The 13,902-nt window shown below is 72.0% G+C and carries 16 protein-coding genes; 11 read left to right on the forward strand and 5 right to left on the reverse strand.

Annotation, left to right across the window (positions count from 1 at the left end; translation table 11 throughout):
• Nucleotide 1 precedes the first annotated feature (1 nt).
• The 6 genes from hypB (at nt 2) to Q8A52_RS40340 (ending at nt 5,986) form a co-directional block, all read left to right on the forward strand.
• A complete protein-coding gene (gene hypB / locus Q8A52_RS40315; protein WP_316761371.1) occupies nt 2-745 on the forward strand; it encodes a hydrogenase nickel incorporation protein HypB in 744 nt (247 codons plus the stop codon).
• Nucleotides 742-3,114, forward strand: coding sequence for a carbamoyltransferase HypF (gene hypF, locus Q8A52_RS40320; RefSeq protein ID WP_316761373.1), 2,373 nt, complete (start codon nt 742-744; stop codon nt 3,112-3,114). Before hypB ends, hypF begins: the two co-directional genes overlap by 4 nt.
• A 28-nt stretch (nt 3,115-3,142) precedes the next feature.
• Nucleotides 3,143-3,445, forward strand: a complete 303-nt coding sequence (locus tag Q8A52_RS40325) for a HypC/HybG/HupF family hydrogenase formation chaperone (RefSeq protein WP_316761374.1) — start codon at nt 3,143-3,145, stop codon at nt 3,443-3,445.
• Nucleotides 3,442-4,566, forward strand: a complete 1,125-nt coding sequence (hypD, locus tag Q8A52_RS40330; protein WP_316761376.1) for a hydrogenase formation protein HypD — start codon at nt 3,442-3,444, stop codon at nt 4,564-4,566. Before Q8A52_RS40325 ends, hypD begins: the two co-directional genes overlap by 4 nt.
• Nucleotides 4,559-5,629 (forward strand): hydrogenase expression/formation protein HypE, encoded by a 1,071-nt coding sequence (gene hypE, locus Q8A52_RS40335; protein ID WP_316761378.1) that lies wholly within the window; start codon nt 4,559-4,561, stop codon nt 5,627-5,629. Before hypD ends, hypE begins: the two co-directional genes overlap by 8 nt.
• A 132-nt stretch (nt 5,630-5,761) precedes the next feature.
• Nucleotides 5,762-5,986 (forward strand): hypothetical protein, encoded by a 225-nt coding sequence (locus Q8A52_RS40340; protein ID WP_316761382.1) that lies wholly within the window; start codon nt 5,762-5,764, stop codon nt 5,984-5,986.
• Nucleotides 5,987-5,990: 4 nt separating this feature from the next.
• Here the strand turns inward: Q8A52_RS40340 and Q8A52_RS40345 are convergent, their stop codons facing one another.
• Nucleotides 5,991-6,458 carry a hypothetical protein gene (locus tag Q8A52_RS40345; protein ID WP_316761385.1) on the reverse strand — a complete coding sequence of 156 codons (468 nt, stop codon included), beginning with the start codon at nt 6,456-6,458 and terminating at the stop codon, nt 5,991-5,993.
• 339 nt (nt 6,459-6,797) lie between these two features.
• Here Q8A52_RS40345 and Q8A52_RS40350 point away from each other — a divergent pair, with 339 nt between their 5' ends.
• Entirely contained in the window at nt 6,798-8,147 is a 1,350-nt protein-coding gene (locus Q8A52_RS40350; protein ID WP_316761387.1) for a transaminase, read from the forward strand.
• Between the two features lie 50 nt (nt 8,148-8,197).
• Nucleotides 8,198-8,638, forward strand: a complete 441-nt coding sequence (locus Q8A52_RS40355) for an Lrp/AsnC family transcriptional regulator (protein ID WP_316761389.1) — start codon at nt 8,198-8,200, stop codon at nt 8,636-8,638.
• Nucleotides 8,639-8,643: 5 nt separating this feature from the next.
• Here the strand turns inward: Q8A52_RS40355 and Q8A52_RS40360 are convergent, their stop codons facing one another.
• The gene (locus Q8A52_RS40360; RefSeq protein ID WP_316761392.1) at nt 8,644-9,744 is read right to left on the reverse strand and encodes a PP2C family protein-serine/threonine phosphatase; all 1,101 of its coding nucleotides are present in this window, start codon (nt 9,742-9,744) and stop codon (nt 8,644-8,646) included.
• Nucleotides 9,745-9,968: 224 nt separating this feature from the next.
• Here Q8A52_RS40360 and Q8A52_RS40365 point away from each other — a divergent pair, with 224 nt between their 5' ends.
• A complete protein-coding gene (locus tag Q8A52_RS40365; protein WP_316761394.1) occupies nt 9,969-10,877 on the forward strand; it encodes a GNAT family N-acetyltransferase in 909 nt (302 codons plus the stop codon).
• A 47-nt stretch (nt 10,878-10,924) separates the two neighbouring features.
• Nucleotides 10,925-11,248, forward strand: a complete 324-nt coding sequence (locus Q8A52_RS40370) for a hypothetical protein (protein WP_316761396.1) — start codon at nt 10,925-10,927, stop codon at nt 11,246-11,248.
• 15 nt (nt 11,249-11,263) lie between these two features.
• Here Q8A52_RS40370 and Q8A52_RS40375 read toward each other — a convergent pair whose 3' ends face one another.
• From Q8A52_RS40375 to tgmA, 3 genes are read right to left on the reverse strand one after another with little or no spacing between them, the layout of a single operon-like run.
• Nucleotides 11,264-12,151 (reverse strand): Gfo/Idh/MocA family protein, encoded by an 888-nt coding sequence (locus tag Q8A52_RS40375; protein WP_316761398.1) that lies wholly within the window; start codon nt 12,149-12,151, stop codon nt 11,264-11,266.
• A gap of 35 nt (nt 12,152-12,186) precedes the next feature.
• Complete coding sequence (gene tgmB / locus Q8A52_RS40380) at nt 12,187-13,170, reverse strand: ATP-grasp ribosomal peptide maturase (protein WP_316761400.1); 984 nt, start codon at nt 13,168-13,170, stop codon at nt 12,187-12,189.
• A 14-nt stretch (nt 13,171-13,184) separates the two neighbouring features.
• Nucleotides 13,185-13,376, reverse strand: coding sequence for a putative ATP-grasp-modified RiPP (gene tgmA, locus Q8A52_RS40385; RefSeq protein WP_263205316.1), 192 nt, complete (start codon nt 13,374-13,376; stop codon nt 13,185-13,187).
• A 149-nt stretch (nt 13,377-13,525) separates the two neighbouring features.
• Between tgmA and Q8A52_RS40390 the strand changes: the two genes are divergently transcribed.
• Nucleotides 13,526-13,897: a hypothetical protein gene (locus tag Q8A52_RS40390; protein ID WP_316761408.1), complete on the forward strand. Its 372-nt coding sequence runs from the start codon at nt 13,526-13,528 to the stop codon at nt 13,895-13,897.
• Nucleotides 13,898-13,902 lie beyond the last annotated feature (5 nt).

Consider the following 13,902-nt stretch of genomic DNA (forward strand, 5'->3'; position numbering starts at 1 on the left):
CATGTGCCGTGTGCTCGACCTGCAACAGGCGGTCCTCGCCCGCAACGACGAGGCCGCGCACGCCCTGCGCACCGAACTGACGGCCCGCGGCACCACGGTCGTCAACCTGCTCTCCAGCCCCGGCAGCGGCAAGACCGCACTGCTGGAACACGAGTTGACGCTGGCGCGCGAGCGGTCCGTGCCGGTCGCGGCGCTCACCGCCGACCTCGCCACCGAGAACGACGCGGCACGACTGGCGCGTTCGGGCGTCCCGGTCAAGCAGGTCCTCACCGACGGACTGTGCCACCTGGAGGCCGGGATGCTCGCCCGCCACCTGGACGGCTGGCTGCCCGAGCCCACCCGGCTGCTGTTCGTGGAGAACGTGGGCAACCTCGTCTGTCCCGCCTCCTACGACCTCGGGGAGACGCTCCGCGTCGTGCTGGCCTCCGTGACGGAGGGCGAGGACAAGCCGCTGAAGTACCCCACCGCCTTCGGCCTGGCCCAGCTGGTGGTGGTCACCAAGACCGACATCGCCGAGGCGGTCGGCTTCGACGAGGCCGCCTTCCGCGCGAACGTGGAGCGGGTCAATCCCGGCGTCGAGGTGCTGCTGACCTCGGTACGCGCGGACCAGGGACTCGGCTCCCTGCTCGACCGGGCACTGGCGGCCGCGGAGGGCACCCCGCCGCACAGTCCCGTCATGGCCCGCCGGCCCCTTCACCACCATCACCACGACCACGACCACGCCACGGTCCCGTCCCGATCGTGAGCGTCCTGCCCCCACCCGTCGAAGCCGAAGGCCGGACCCGACTGCGCCGCCGGGTCACCGTGCGCGGCGTGGTGCAGGGGGTCGGCTTCCGGCCGTACGTCTTCACCCTCGCCACCGCACTGGACCTGTCCGGGCACGTGACCAACACCCCGGAAGGCGTTGTGGCGGAGGTCGAGGGCCCGGCCGAGGCGGTCGCCCGGTTCTGCGCCCGGATCGCACCGGACGCGCCGCCCCTGGCCCGTGTGGACGCGGTCGACCACCGGGACGTGCCCGCCCTCGGCGGCAACGGGTTCACCATCCTCGTCTCGCGCACGGCCGGACCCGTCGGCACGCTGATCCCCCCGGACACGGCGACCTGCGCGGAGTGCTTGCGCGAGCTGACCGACCCCGCCGACCGGCGCCACCGGCACCCCTTCGTCAACTGCACCCACTGCGGCCCGCGGTTCACGATCGTCACCGGCCTGCCCTACGACCGGGCGCAGACCACGATGGCCGGCTTTCCGATGTGCCCCGACTGCGCCCGCGAGTACGCCGATCCCGCCGACCGGCGCTTCCACGCCCAGCCGGTCGCCTGTCCGGCCTGCGGGCCGCGTCTGCGGTTGCTGGTGCGCGCACCCGACCCCGGAGGCCGGCCGGCCCCGGTCGCCGCGGCCGACCCGGTCGCCGAGGCCCGCGCTCTGCTGGCGCGCGGCGCGATCGTCGCGGTCAAGGGCCTCGGCGGCTACCACCTCGCCTGCGATGCCACCGACCCCGGCGCGGTCGCCCTGCTGCGCGACCGGAAGTCCAGGGGAGACAAGCCGTTCGCCGTCATGGCCCGCAGCCTCGACGACATCGAGCACCTCGTGCGCCTCGGTCCCGAGGAGCGCGCTCTGCTCACCGGCGCCTGCCGCCCCATCGTCCTGCTGCGCCGCCGCACACCCACCGGTCCCGCGAAGCCCTGGCCGGCGAAGACCGTCGCCCCCGGCAGCCCCGACCTCGGCATCATGCTCCCGTACACCCCGCTGCACCACCTCCTGTTCGGCCTGCCCGGCGACCCCGAGGGCACCCGGCTGCTCGTCATGACCAGCGGCAACGTCTCCGGCGAGCCGATCGTCACCGACGACGCGGAGGCGCTGGAGCGATTGGCCCCGCTCGCCGACGCCTGGCTCACCCACGACCGGCCGATCCATGTGCCGTGCGACGACTCCGTGGTGCGCGTGTGCGACGGCAGGCCGCTGGTCGTGCGCCGGGCCCGCGGCTACGCCCCGCTGCCCCTGGACCTCCCCGTCCCCGTGCACCCGGCCCTCGCGGTCGGCGGCGACCTGAAGAACACCCTCTGCCTCGGCGAGGGACGCCGGGCCTGGCTGTCGGCGCACATCGGCGACATGGACGACCTGGCCACGCAGCGGGCCTTCGAACGTGCCGTGGGGCAGTTGCAGTCGATCACCCCGGTACGGCCCACGCTGCTGGCCGCCGACCGGCACCCCGGCTACCGCTCCGCGCGGTGGGCGAGCAGGAACGCCGACGGCCGGCCCGTCGTCCGCGTCCAGCACCACCACGCCCATGTGGCCTCCACGATGGCCGAACACGGACTGGACGGCAGCCGCCCGGTGCTCGGCGTCGCCTTCGACGGCACCGGCTACGGCGACGACGGCGCGGTGTGGGGCGGGGAGTTCCTGCTCGCGGACTACGACGGCTTCACCCGCTTCGGACACCTGGCCTACGTACCGCTGCCCGGCGCGGACGCCGCGGTGCACCGGCCCTACCGCATGGCCCTCGCGCACCTGCGCGCCGCCGGGATCGAGTGGTCCACCGACCTGGCCTCTGTTGCGGCCTGCCCTTCTGGCGAACTCGCCGTTCTGGCAAAGCAGTTGGAGCGAGACCTGAACTGCGTTCCCACCTCCAGCATGGGCCGGCTCTTCGACGCCGTGTCGTCGCTCGCGGGGGTGTGCCAGCTGGCCGGGTACGAGGCCCAGGCGGCCGTCGAACTGGAGGCCGCGGCCCTTCAGGCGCCCCCCGAGGACACCGCCGCCTACGCGTTCGCGCTGCTGGACGGCGAACCGGTGCGGGCCGATCCGGCGCCCGTCCTCTCGGCGATCGTGGCCGATCTGCGCGCGGGTGTCGCTCCGGCGCGGGTGGCGGTCCGCTTCCACCGGGCCGTCGCCGAGATCGTCCACCGCGTCTGCGTGCGGGCGCGCGAGCGGCACGGAGTGGACACCGTCGCCCTGACCGGCGGTGTGTTCCTCAACTCCCCGCTCTCCTCGGCCTGTACGGCGGCGCTGGACACGGACGGTTTCACCGTGCTGCGCCACCACCTGGTCCCGCCGGGCGACGGCGGTCTGTCCCTCGGCCAGCTCATGGTGGCCGCGCGGAGCCCGGTCCCCGACTGACGAACCACCCCACAGCGAGGAGAGGCCCATGTGCCTGGCGGTACCCGGCAGAGTCCTGGACATCGAGGAGCGCGACGGCACCCGGTTGGCCACCGTCGACTTCGGCGGTGTGGTCAAGGAGGTGTGCCTGGAGTACCTGCCCGACCTGCAGGTCGGCGAGTACGCCATCGTGCACGTCGGGTTCGCGCTGCAGCGGCTCGACGAGGAGTCGGCCCGGCAGACGCTCGAACTCTTCGCCGAACTCGGCATGCTCCAAGAGGAGTTCGGCGACCCCTGGGAAGCGGCCGCGGGCGCGGGAGCGACCCACGCCGCAGAGGAGGCGCGGAAGTGAAGTACATCGACGAGTTCCAGGACCCGGCGCTGGCGCGGCGGCTCCTCGACGAGATCCACGCCACCGTGACCAGGCCCTGGGCGCTGATGGAGGTCTGCGGCGGGCAGACGCACTCCATCATCCGCCACGGCATCGACCAACTCCTCCCCAAGCAGGTCGAGTTGATCCACGGTCCGGGCTGTCCCGTGTGCGTGACCCCGCTCGACGTCATCGACAAGGCCCTGGAGATCGCCTCCCGGCCGGACGTGATCTTCTGCTCCTTCGGCGACATGCTCCGGGTGCCCGGCACCGGGCGGGACCTGTTCCAGGTGCGCGGCGAGGGCGGCGACGTACGGGTCGTCTATTCACCGCTCGACGCCCTGCGGATCGCCCAGCAGAACCCGGACCGCCAGGTGGTGTTCTTCGGCATCGGCTTCGAGACGACCGCACCCCCCAACGCCATGACGGTCCATCAGGCCCGCAGGCTGGGCATCCGCAACTTCAGCCTGCTGGTTTCACATGTGCGGGTCCCTCCCGCCATCGCGGCGATCATGCGCTCCCCGAGCTGCCGGGTGCAGGGCTTCCTGGCCGCCGGGCACGTGTGCACCGTGATGGGCGTGGACGAGTATCCGGAGCTGGCGGAGCGCCACCGCGTCCCGATCGTCGTGACGGGCTTCGAGCCCCTGGACATCCTGGAGGGGGTACGCCGGACCGTCGCGCAGCTGGAACGCGGGGAGCACACCGTCGAGAACGCCTACCCCCGTGCCGTCCGCGCCGAGGGCAACCCGGCCGCGCGGGCCATGCTGGAGGACGTCTTCGAGGTCACCGACCGCGCCTGGCGGGGCATCGGCGTGATCCCCGACAGCGGGTGGCGGCTGTCCGCCAAGTACCGCGACTACGACGCCGAGTCGCGCTTCGCCGTCGACGGCATCCGCACCTGCGAGCCGGCCGAGTGCCGCAGCGGCGAGGTCCTGCAGGGCTTGCTCAAGCCGAACGAGTGCGAGGCGTTCGGCACCCGCTGCACCCCCCGCACCCCGCTCGGAGCCACCATGGTCTCCAGCGAGGGCGCCTGCGCCGCGTACTACCTCTACCGGCGCCTGGACATCACCCCCGCGGCCCGGGAGGCGAGCCCCGTTGCCTGACAGCACCTCCGACACCCTGGACCCGACCGGGTGGACCTGCCCGGCCCCGCTGCGCGACCAGCCCCGGATCGTCATGGGCCACGGGGGCGGCGGCACGCTCTCCGCCGAACTGGTCCAGCACATCTTCGCGCCCGCCTTCGGGGGTGAGGTCCTCGCCCAGATGGGCGACGCCGCCGCGCTGTCCCTCGGCGGTGTGCGACTGGCCTTCTCCACCGACTCCTTCGTCGTACGGCCCCTGTTCTTCCCGGGCGGCAGCATCGGTGACCTCGCCGTCAACGGCACCGTCAACGACCTCGCGATGAGCGGGGCCCGGGCGGCCTACCTCTCCTGCGGATTCATCCTGGAGGAGGGCGTGGAGCTGCAGACCGTCTCACGGGTGGCCGAGGCGCTCGGCGCGGCCGCGCGGACCGCGGGCGTCGAGGTGGCGACCGGCGACACCAAGGTGGTGGAGGCCGGTCACGGCGACGGTATCTACCTCAACACCGCCGGCATCGGCCTTGTCCCGGCGGGTGTCGACCTGCGGCCGCAGCGGGTCGTCCCGGGCGACGTCGTGATCGTCAGCGGCGCGATCGGGGTGCACGGCGTGGCCATCATGAGCGTGCGCGAAGGCCTGGAGTTCGGGGTGGAGATCGAGAGCGACTGTGCCGCGCTCGGCGGTCTCGTCGAGACCATGCTCGCCGTCACGCCGGATCTGCACGTGCTGCGTGACCCCACCCGCGGCGGCCTCGCGGCCTCGCTCAACGAGATCGCGGCCGCCTCGGGGACGGGCGTGGTCGTCACCGAGCGGGACGTCCCGGTCCCGCCCGAGGTGGCCAACGCCTGTGCGGTGCTGGGCCTCGACCCCTTCTATGTCGCCAACGAGGGCAAGCTCGTGGCCTTCGTCCCGCGCGAGCACGCCGACGCCGTCCTGGACGCGATGCGGGCACATCCGCTGGGCGAGGAGGCGAGGATCATCGGCGAGGCGGTGCGCGAGCACCCCGGGATGGTGGTGGCCCGCACCGGCCTCGGGGGCACCCGGGTCGTCGACATGCCCCTGGGGGAGCAGCTGCCTAGGATCTGCTGACCGGGCCGGGGCACCTGTCGTTCCGGATGCTTGTCGCACCGGCGGGTGCCCCGATCGGGCGGCGCACTCACCCGACACGGTGAGCGCCCGGGTGCGCGCGTACCACCGGCGCACAGTACGCGTTGCTCCGGCATGGACCGAACCTCCGTCGCGTTGCGACGCTCACAGAACCCGGAGCCCGACCCGCCCCGCTCCGCGCAGCCGACCGCCGCACTGCGGACCCGTGAGCCGATCTACGCGCAGCTCGTCGCGGAGTGGCGCGCCGAGGGGCGGTGCGTACCCGCGGACCCGGACCTGAAGTGGACCTTCCTCGCCGGACTTCCGGTGCGCATCCGGCCCGGGGTGGGGCGTCTGTGAGGCGTTAGCCGTCGGCCTGTGGCCCGAGGACCGCGAGCGTCCCGTTGGCCTGGCGCAGCGCCATTTCCAGGGTGCCGGGACCGTGCAGCGAGCCGGTTCCGTCGGGCGGGATCAGCCACTCCAGCGAGCGGGCCGAGCGGTACGGCGGCGGTACGGCCACCCAGGACCCCTTGGTCGCGTACCGCAGCCCGGCGCCGACCCACCGACCCGACGGGTCGGGCGGCAGGAAGAAGCCGACCCGGTGCGCCACGGTGTCCACCAGAGTCGGCCCGGGGACGGGCAGCGAGGGCCGCCACAGCAGGTCCAGGGTGAGCAGACCGAGCCGGTCGGGAACGCTCAGCACGTCCCAGAAGCGTCCGGCCTCCAGCAGCGCGATGCCCTCGCCGTGGTCCCACTCCCATTTGCACGCCCGGGGGTTCGCCGCCGCCGCGGCAAGCCATTCCACGCCCTGCATCCACATCGGGTTCATCATGCACCGCTCCGGGTGATCTCCGCTCGCCTGACACGGGCGCGGGCGCGGCGTCTGTCACCGGGCACTTCGTGCGACTTCACGCCAACACCGGATATGCATGCTGGTAGATAGATCCATGTGGCGGAAGGGGTGGCGCGCCCTGGCGTTTCGTGCCCGACATTCGAAAATCGAGCAGGGATTCGGGCTGTCGAGCGAGTAATCGTTACTTCCAGTGACGAGATGGGCGCTCGAATCGCGTGCTCGAACAATCGAATCGAGCGTACAGGGTTGATGTATCAGCTGCTTCGGTCGTACGCTCCGCATGTTCCGTTGTCATTGCCGTCGCCGCTGGGGTATTCCATGGACCGCACCCGTCTCCACCACCTCCTGGCCCGCGAGAGCGCCGAGGCCGAGCGCCGCAACCCGCGTTCGAAGGCGGCCTACACGCGGGCCGACCACCTCTTCGGCCGGGTGCCGATGACCTGGATGAACAAGACCGCCGGCGCCTTTCCGCGCTATCTGGCAACCGCCCGGGGAGCCCGGGTCACCGACATCGACGGACACCAGTACATCGACTTCTGCCTCGGCGACACGGGTGCCATGGCCGGTCACTCACCCGCAGTGGTGGCCGAGGCGGTGAACCGCAGGTTCGCCGAGCAGGGCGGGGCCACCGCGATGCTCCCCACGGAGGACGCCGAGTGGGTCGGCGCGGAGCTGACCCGCCGCTTCGGGCTCGCGCGCTGGAGCTTCTCGCTGACCGCGACCGACGCCAACCGCTGGGCGATCCGGCTCGCCCGGGCCGTCACCGGCCGGTCCAAGATCCTCGTGAACAGCTACAGCTATCACGGCAGCGTCGACGAGTCGCTGATCGTCGTGGGCCCGGACGGCCGCGGCACCGCCCGCCCCGGCAACGTCGGCGCCCCCTGCGACGTCACCCTGACCAGCAGGGTCGCCGAGTTCAACGACCTGGCGCAGCTGGAGCGCGAGCTCGCCCACGGCGACGTCGCCGCCGTCCTCATGGAACCCGCGCTGACCAACATCGGCATCGTGCTGCCCGAACCCGGCTACCTGGCCGGCGTACGCGCTCTCACCCGGCAGTACGGCACCCTCCTCATCAACGACGAGACGCACACCTTCTCCGCCGGGCCGGGCGGCTGCACCGCCGCCTGGGACCTGGACCCCGACCTGCTGACCATCGGCAAGGCCATCGGCGGCGGCATCCCGGCCGGCGCCTACGGCCTCTCGGCCGACCTGGCCGAGCGGCTGCTCGCCCGCGACGACCTGGACCTGGTGGACATGGGCGGGGTCGGCGGCACCCTGGCGGGCAACGCGCTCTCCGTCGCCGCGATGCGGGCCACCCTGGAACACGTCCTCACCGACGAGGCGTTCGCCCACATGGCCAAGCTGTCCGAACGCTTCGAGGCCGGCGTCCGCGCGGGCATCGCGGCCCATGCGCTGCCCTGGTCGGTCAGCCGCCTCGGCGCGCGCAGCGAGTACCGGTTCGCCGACCCGGCACCGCGCACCGGCACCGAGTCCGAGGCCGCCGCCGACCCGGAGCTGGAGGACTTCCTCCACCTCTACCTGGCCAACCGGGGCATCCTGTTGACCCCGTTCCACAACATGGCGCTGATGTGTCCCGACACGACCGAGCAGGATGTGGACACGCACACCGACGTCTTCGCCGCCGCCCTGGCCGAGCTGAACGGCTGAGACAGGACCTAGGGTTGACCCGAGCAGGCCAGGGCGGGGAGAGGAAGCACGTGGACGAGATCGACCGGGCCATCCTGCGTGAACTGCAGACCGACGGACGCATCGCGTACGCCGACCTCGGTCCGAAGGTCGGGCTGTCGGCCTCGGCGGCCCGGCAGCGGCTGCAGCGGCTGCTGGACACCAAGGCCGTCCAGGTCGTCGGCGTCACCGACCCGATGGCCATGGGCGGGCAGGCCATGGCGCTGCTCGGCATCGGCGTGGACGGCGACCCGCGCGCGGTTGCCGACGCCCTGGCCGACCGACCCGAGGTCGTCTACTCGGTGCTCACCTCGGGCGGCTTCGACCTGTTCGCCGAGGTGGTCACCCCCGGCCCGAAGGACCTGCTGGACTTCGTCAACGACGTGGTCCGGCCGATCGAGGGCGTACGGCAGGTCCAGTCCTTCCCGTATTTCGCGATCCACACCCACCGCTTCCTGTGGGACGTGGGCTGACCCGGTCAGCGCAGATCGGGGGCGAGGACGAGCATCGTCGTGTCGTCGCGGATGGTGCCGCAGTGCCGTACGAGATCCGACCAGACCAGGTCGGTCAGCGCGGTCGAGCGGTCGCCGGCCAGCTCCGCGAGCCGTTCGGGCAGCGGATAGAAGCCGCCGGAGTCGTCCCGTGCCTCCCACACCCCGTCCGAGGCCAGGAACAGCCGGTCGCCCGGCGCGAGCGCCACCGTGACCTCCTTCGGCGGATCGACACCGACGAGACCGAGCCCCAGGGGAGTGCCCGACTCGACGCCGACCTCGCGGACCCGCCCGTCGTGCAGCAGCAGCGGAGGCGGATGGCCGCAGGCCACGATCCGCACCGAGCGGGCGTCGCCGGAGAACTCCAGCAGCATGGCGGTGGCGAACAGTTCGGCATGCCGCACCCCCGACGAGTCCACCGTCAGTCTGCGGTCCATGCGGGCCGCCACCGACTCCAGGTCGGGCTGGTCGAGCACCGCCTCCCGGAAGGCCCCGAGCAGTGACACCACCGTCGCCACGGCCGACAGCCCGTGCCCCTGGACATCGCCCATCACCGCCCGGACGCCGTACGGTCCGTCGCGTACGTCGAAGAAGTCCCCGCCGACCAGCGTCCCGTGCTGGGCGGCCCGGTACAGCCCCGTGCACCTGATCCTCCCGACCCGCTCCGGCAGCGGCGGCGCGACGGCACGCTGCACCACCTCGGCGACCGTCCGCTCCGTGACCAGCTGGGCGTCCCGGTGACTTCGCACATAGGACACGAACACGCTCAGTACGGCGACGAAGATGATGGTGAGCAGATCGGTGTTGCCGGGCCGGTTCAGATGGGTGGCCGGCACGTGCAGCACCACGACGACCATGGCGCCGAGCAGCGCGGTGGCCAGCGGACCGTACGACAGGACGGCCAGCGGCGGAATCGCGCCCAGCAGGAACCCCAGGTCGAGGTAGTTGCGACTGGCGACGGTGACCGCGGTGACGCCCACCAGCAGGGCGACGGGCAGCACCCGCACCCACCGCGGCGGCGGAGCGCCCCGCAGCCAGCTGCGCTCGTCCCGGTACTGGCGCGACCAGCGCCCGCCCACCGTCCTCACAAGCCCAAGCTACGCCCCCGCCCGGTCCCGGGCTCGCCCGCGAGAAAGCGATGGACGCACGCGTACGCACCCGCTTACCGTGTGGCATCACGCCCGACGACCGGACGGAAGGAGGCGAGTGCCATGAGGTTCACCACCATCCAGCGCTCCCTTCCCGTTGCCCGGGCGGGCCACAGCTGACCCGACCGGGAGCGCTCCACGGCGTACGCATCCCGGAGGAAGCCATGACCACCCTGGTCATTCGCACGCTCGACGAGAGCAGCGCCCATGTCTTCGACACCATGCCCGACCCGCTGCGCACGCGGGAGGCGTTCCGGTCGGCCCGGCACCGCCCCGACTGGAAGCGCGTCGCCCTGCGCGACGGCACGGTGGTGGCGAGGGGTGTCTGGTGGGGCGGCCCCGACGACCCCGAGCCGCTCACCGTCGACTGCTTCGACGTGGCCGAGGGTGAGGAGAACGCGGGGGCCGAGCTTCTGCGCACCGCACCCTGGCAGGTCGACGGCCTGGAGCTGAACCTGCCGAGCGGCTGGCGTGCCGAACCCCTGTTGCGCGCCGCCGCCGAGACGCGCTTCGACGCCGCACGCAAGGCCGGGTACGAGCTCCTGGTGGAGCGCTTCGTGTACCGGTGGACACCGGAGTGCGGCCTCCCGGAGCGGCCCGGCCGGCTGGTCTTCTGCGCCGAGCCCGAGGATGCGGTGTTCTTCGACGCGCTGCGCCGCATCGACTCCGCCACCCTGGACGCCCGCGCCCGCAGGGCCGTCGAAGAAGGCGGAGTGGACCGGGCTGCCCAGGAGGAACTCGACTTCTTCCGTTGGTGCCCCTCACCGCGCCAGTGGTGGCAGGTCGCCCGCACCCCCCAGGGGGACCCGGTCGGCATCCACATCCCCGCACACAATCCTTCGGGGCCGTGCATCGGTTTCATCGGCGTCCTGCCGGAACAGCGCGGTCACGGCTACGCCTACGACCTCCTCGCGGAGTGCACCCACTTCCTCGTCGAGCGGGGAGCCGAGGTCATCGCCGGCGCCACCGACCAGTGCAACTTCCCCATGGCCGCGCATTTCACCAGGGCCGGGTATCCAGTCGTCCGGGAGCTCGCCACTTTCCGGTCGGCCCGGAATGTCAGTGCCGGGTGACATGCTGTCCGCGTGGTGATCGACAGCGGGCGGCGGAGGGTGCGGGCATGGCGTTCGACGGTTCGGTGTGGCGCGTGCACAGTGGCGGGGAGGCCGTGGGCGAGATCCTGATCGACGACATGGACTTCCCCTGGCTGTCGGGGAGGTTCACCCCCGGCCCCGCCTTCGGCTCCGTGCAAGAGCTCTTCGCCCGTGAACTCGCCCTGGCCGACCGGGACGACGACTGGGAGCAGTGGGAGGAGGCGTACGACGAGATCCGCCGCAGGGTGTCCCTGTCCTCGCCGGGCGGGCCCGTCCCCGAGTTCCTGCTGCACATAGAAGGGGACCGGGCCTGGTTCCGGTGGAGCGACGAACCGTTCGACGAGGAATGAACTGACGGACGCGGCCTATTCGGTCTTGCCGTTGAGGCGGGCCTCGGCCGTCGCGAGTATCTCGGTGACCCGCAGGCCGAACGCCGCGTCGCAGGGGTGCGGGCGGCCCGTGCGGGAGGCCGCGAGGAGGGCGTCGGCGGCTCTGGTGAGGGCCGGGACCGCCCCTTCCGAGCTGCGCGGCAGGAGGGTCGCTCCCGCCTCGCCCCGGAGTTCGACCGCCGCCCCGGCCGCCGCGGGCGGGGCGGTGAGGCTCAGGGTCAGGGTGCTCGACGTGCCGGTGACATGATCGAGGACGAGATGGACGGTGTCCCCGGGACCGTGGGCCGCGGCCGTCACCTCGCGGACGTCGCCGAGGACCGGCAGGAGCACGGAAAGCGCGTGCGGGCCCACGTCCCACAGCGCGCCCTTCGCCCGGCGCCAGGGCGAGGCGGCGAACGGGCTGTCGCTGGTGAACACCGCGCCGAGCCATTCCGCCCGCGCGGTGAACCAGCCCGCGACGGCGGCCTGTTCGTCGATCCAGGCCTGCGGCTCCTTCTGGAACCGTGTGGTGAAGAACACCACGGTCGCGACACCGGCCCCCTCGGCCGCTTCGACCACCGCCCGCCCGTCGGCGACGTCGAGCGAGAGCGGTTTGTCCAGCAGCAGATGACAGCGCGCCCGGGCCGCGCGCACCGCCAGGTCCGCCTGCACGGTGGGCGGCAGTGCGACGGCCACCGCGTCCACGTCGTCGAGCAGGGCGTCCACGTCGTCGTACGCACGCGTGCCGTACTGCTCGGCCAGCGCCGAGGCGGCCTGCGGACGGCGGCCCCACACCCCGGCGAAGTCCAGTTCGCCGTGCCCGCTCAGCGCGGGGGCGTACGCCGCCTGCGCCCACGGTCCCGTCCCGAGCAGTCCCACGCGCATGCGGTGGTCCCTTCCTGATGTCGTCGCCGATGCCGTCAAGGAGTCGATCTCCTGCCGCCATTGACGTACGGCCGTGCCGGTTCGGTTTCCTGCGCCAGCCACTGCGCGATGGAGCGGGCGATCGGCTGACCGGTGTCCATCTCGATGAAGCCGAACTGGCCCGACTGGTTGCACTCCAGGAACCACCAGATCCCGTCGGCGTCCTCGGCGAAGTCGAAGGCCCCGTAGGCGATTTCGGCCTGCTTCATATAGGTGTGGACGGCCTCCGCGGTACGTGGGGGCACGTCCACGGGAACCCAGGGGGAAGCGGACGGGGCGAAGCGGACGTCCACGTCGTCGGGGTCGGCGTCCGGGGCGACCGGCTTGCGCGCGGCGAGCAGTCGGTCGCCGACGACGGTCAGCCGTATGTCGGCCCGCTTTCCGACCCGTCGCTGCAGCAGGGTCGGCCCGAAGGCGACGGCCGAGAAGTCGGTGTCCGGCGCGACCCGGCTGGTCGGCACCGCCCGGGGCGGTTCCTGCGGATGCGCGCCGGAGACCGGCTTGACCACCAGGTCCGGGAAGCGCTCCGCGAACTCCCGGGCCGCCTGCGGAAAAGTCGTGATGAGGGTGGCGGGCACCGGCAGTCCGCTGCGCTGGGCCAGCTTCAGCTGCCAGGGCTTGTGCCGGGCCCGCCGGGCCGCGTCGGGGTGGTTCATCCAGCGGGCGTCGGTGCAGCGCAGCATGCCGTACAGCGCCTGGGAGGACTCCTCGGTCAGCCAGGCGGTCGGATGGGCGGCCCGGGCGGCCGCCACTCCCGGTCTGCGCACCCAGATGGAGCGCAGACCGTTCATGCTCACCAGGCGGCCCGCGATGGACAGATGTCCACGGCTGACGCCCTGCACGTACTCGCCCGAGAGGGCGACCCGGCTGGTGAGATCGGCGGGATCGAATCGGACGACGGGCACACCGGCCTCGTTGAGCCGGAGGACCACCATGTCCGCCGTCACGTCCTCGTCGGAAGTCAGGATGAGCACGGTCATCGGGGGATCCGCGGTCAGTCGTCGAAGTGCGTCTTGGAACCGGCCGTGGAGGTCGTGGTCCCCAGCGCTCTTAGCGTTGCGTGATCGGTGGCAGCGATCCGGCCATCGGGGAACACGTTCAACTGCAGTCCGGAGTCGTACGCGTACGGAGCGGTGACTTCCAACTGCACTGCGGGGCGCGCGTAGTTGAGCGTGAACGGTTGCATGGTCTCTCCCTGTTTAAAGCTTCCATGCACTTATACGAATCGAACGCCTGGTTGGTTTCCTTACTCTGAGTAATCTCAGCCCGATTTAAGTTCCCATTAAGGAACCAACAGAACGTTGTTTCGTTGGGTTACTGAGATAGCATGCCCGCATGGCACATGACACCCAGGACGACGAGGCCCGTCGGCGGCTGTCCGCCCTGGGGGAACATCCCGTCGACGACGGTGCTCCGGCACACCGGCTCGCCCGGGACGCGGCGCTGCTCGGGCGACTGCTGGTGGCCGCCGACGCCCCGGTGCCGGAGGTGACGGTGGACGACGTCGGCGCGGCGCTGAGCCTCTTCGACGATCTGCGCCACCAACTGGACCGTCTGGAGAGCCAGGTGGTCATGGAGGCGCGGCGCCGCGGCATGGACTGGCGGCGGATCGCCGGGTACCAGGGCCTGAACTCCTCCCAGGCGGCCTCGCAGCGCCATCAGCGGCTGACGACCCGGCTCGAAGAGATCCGCCAGGGCGTCAGGTAGAAAGA

Origin of the sequence: Streptomyces herbicida (genome assembly GCF_032656585.1) — a bacterium.
GTDB classification, from domain to species: Bacteria; Actinomycetota; Actinomycetes; order Streptomycetales; family Streptomycetaceae; genus Streptomyces; species Streptomyces herbicida.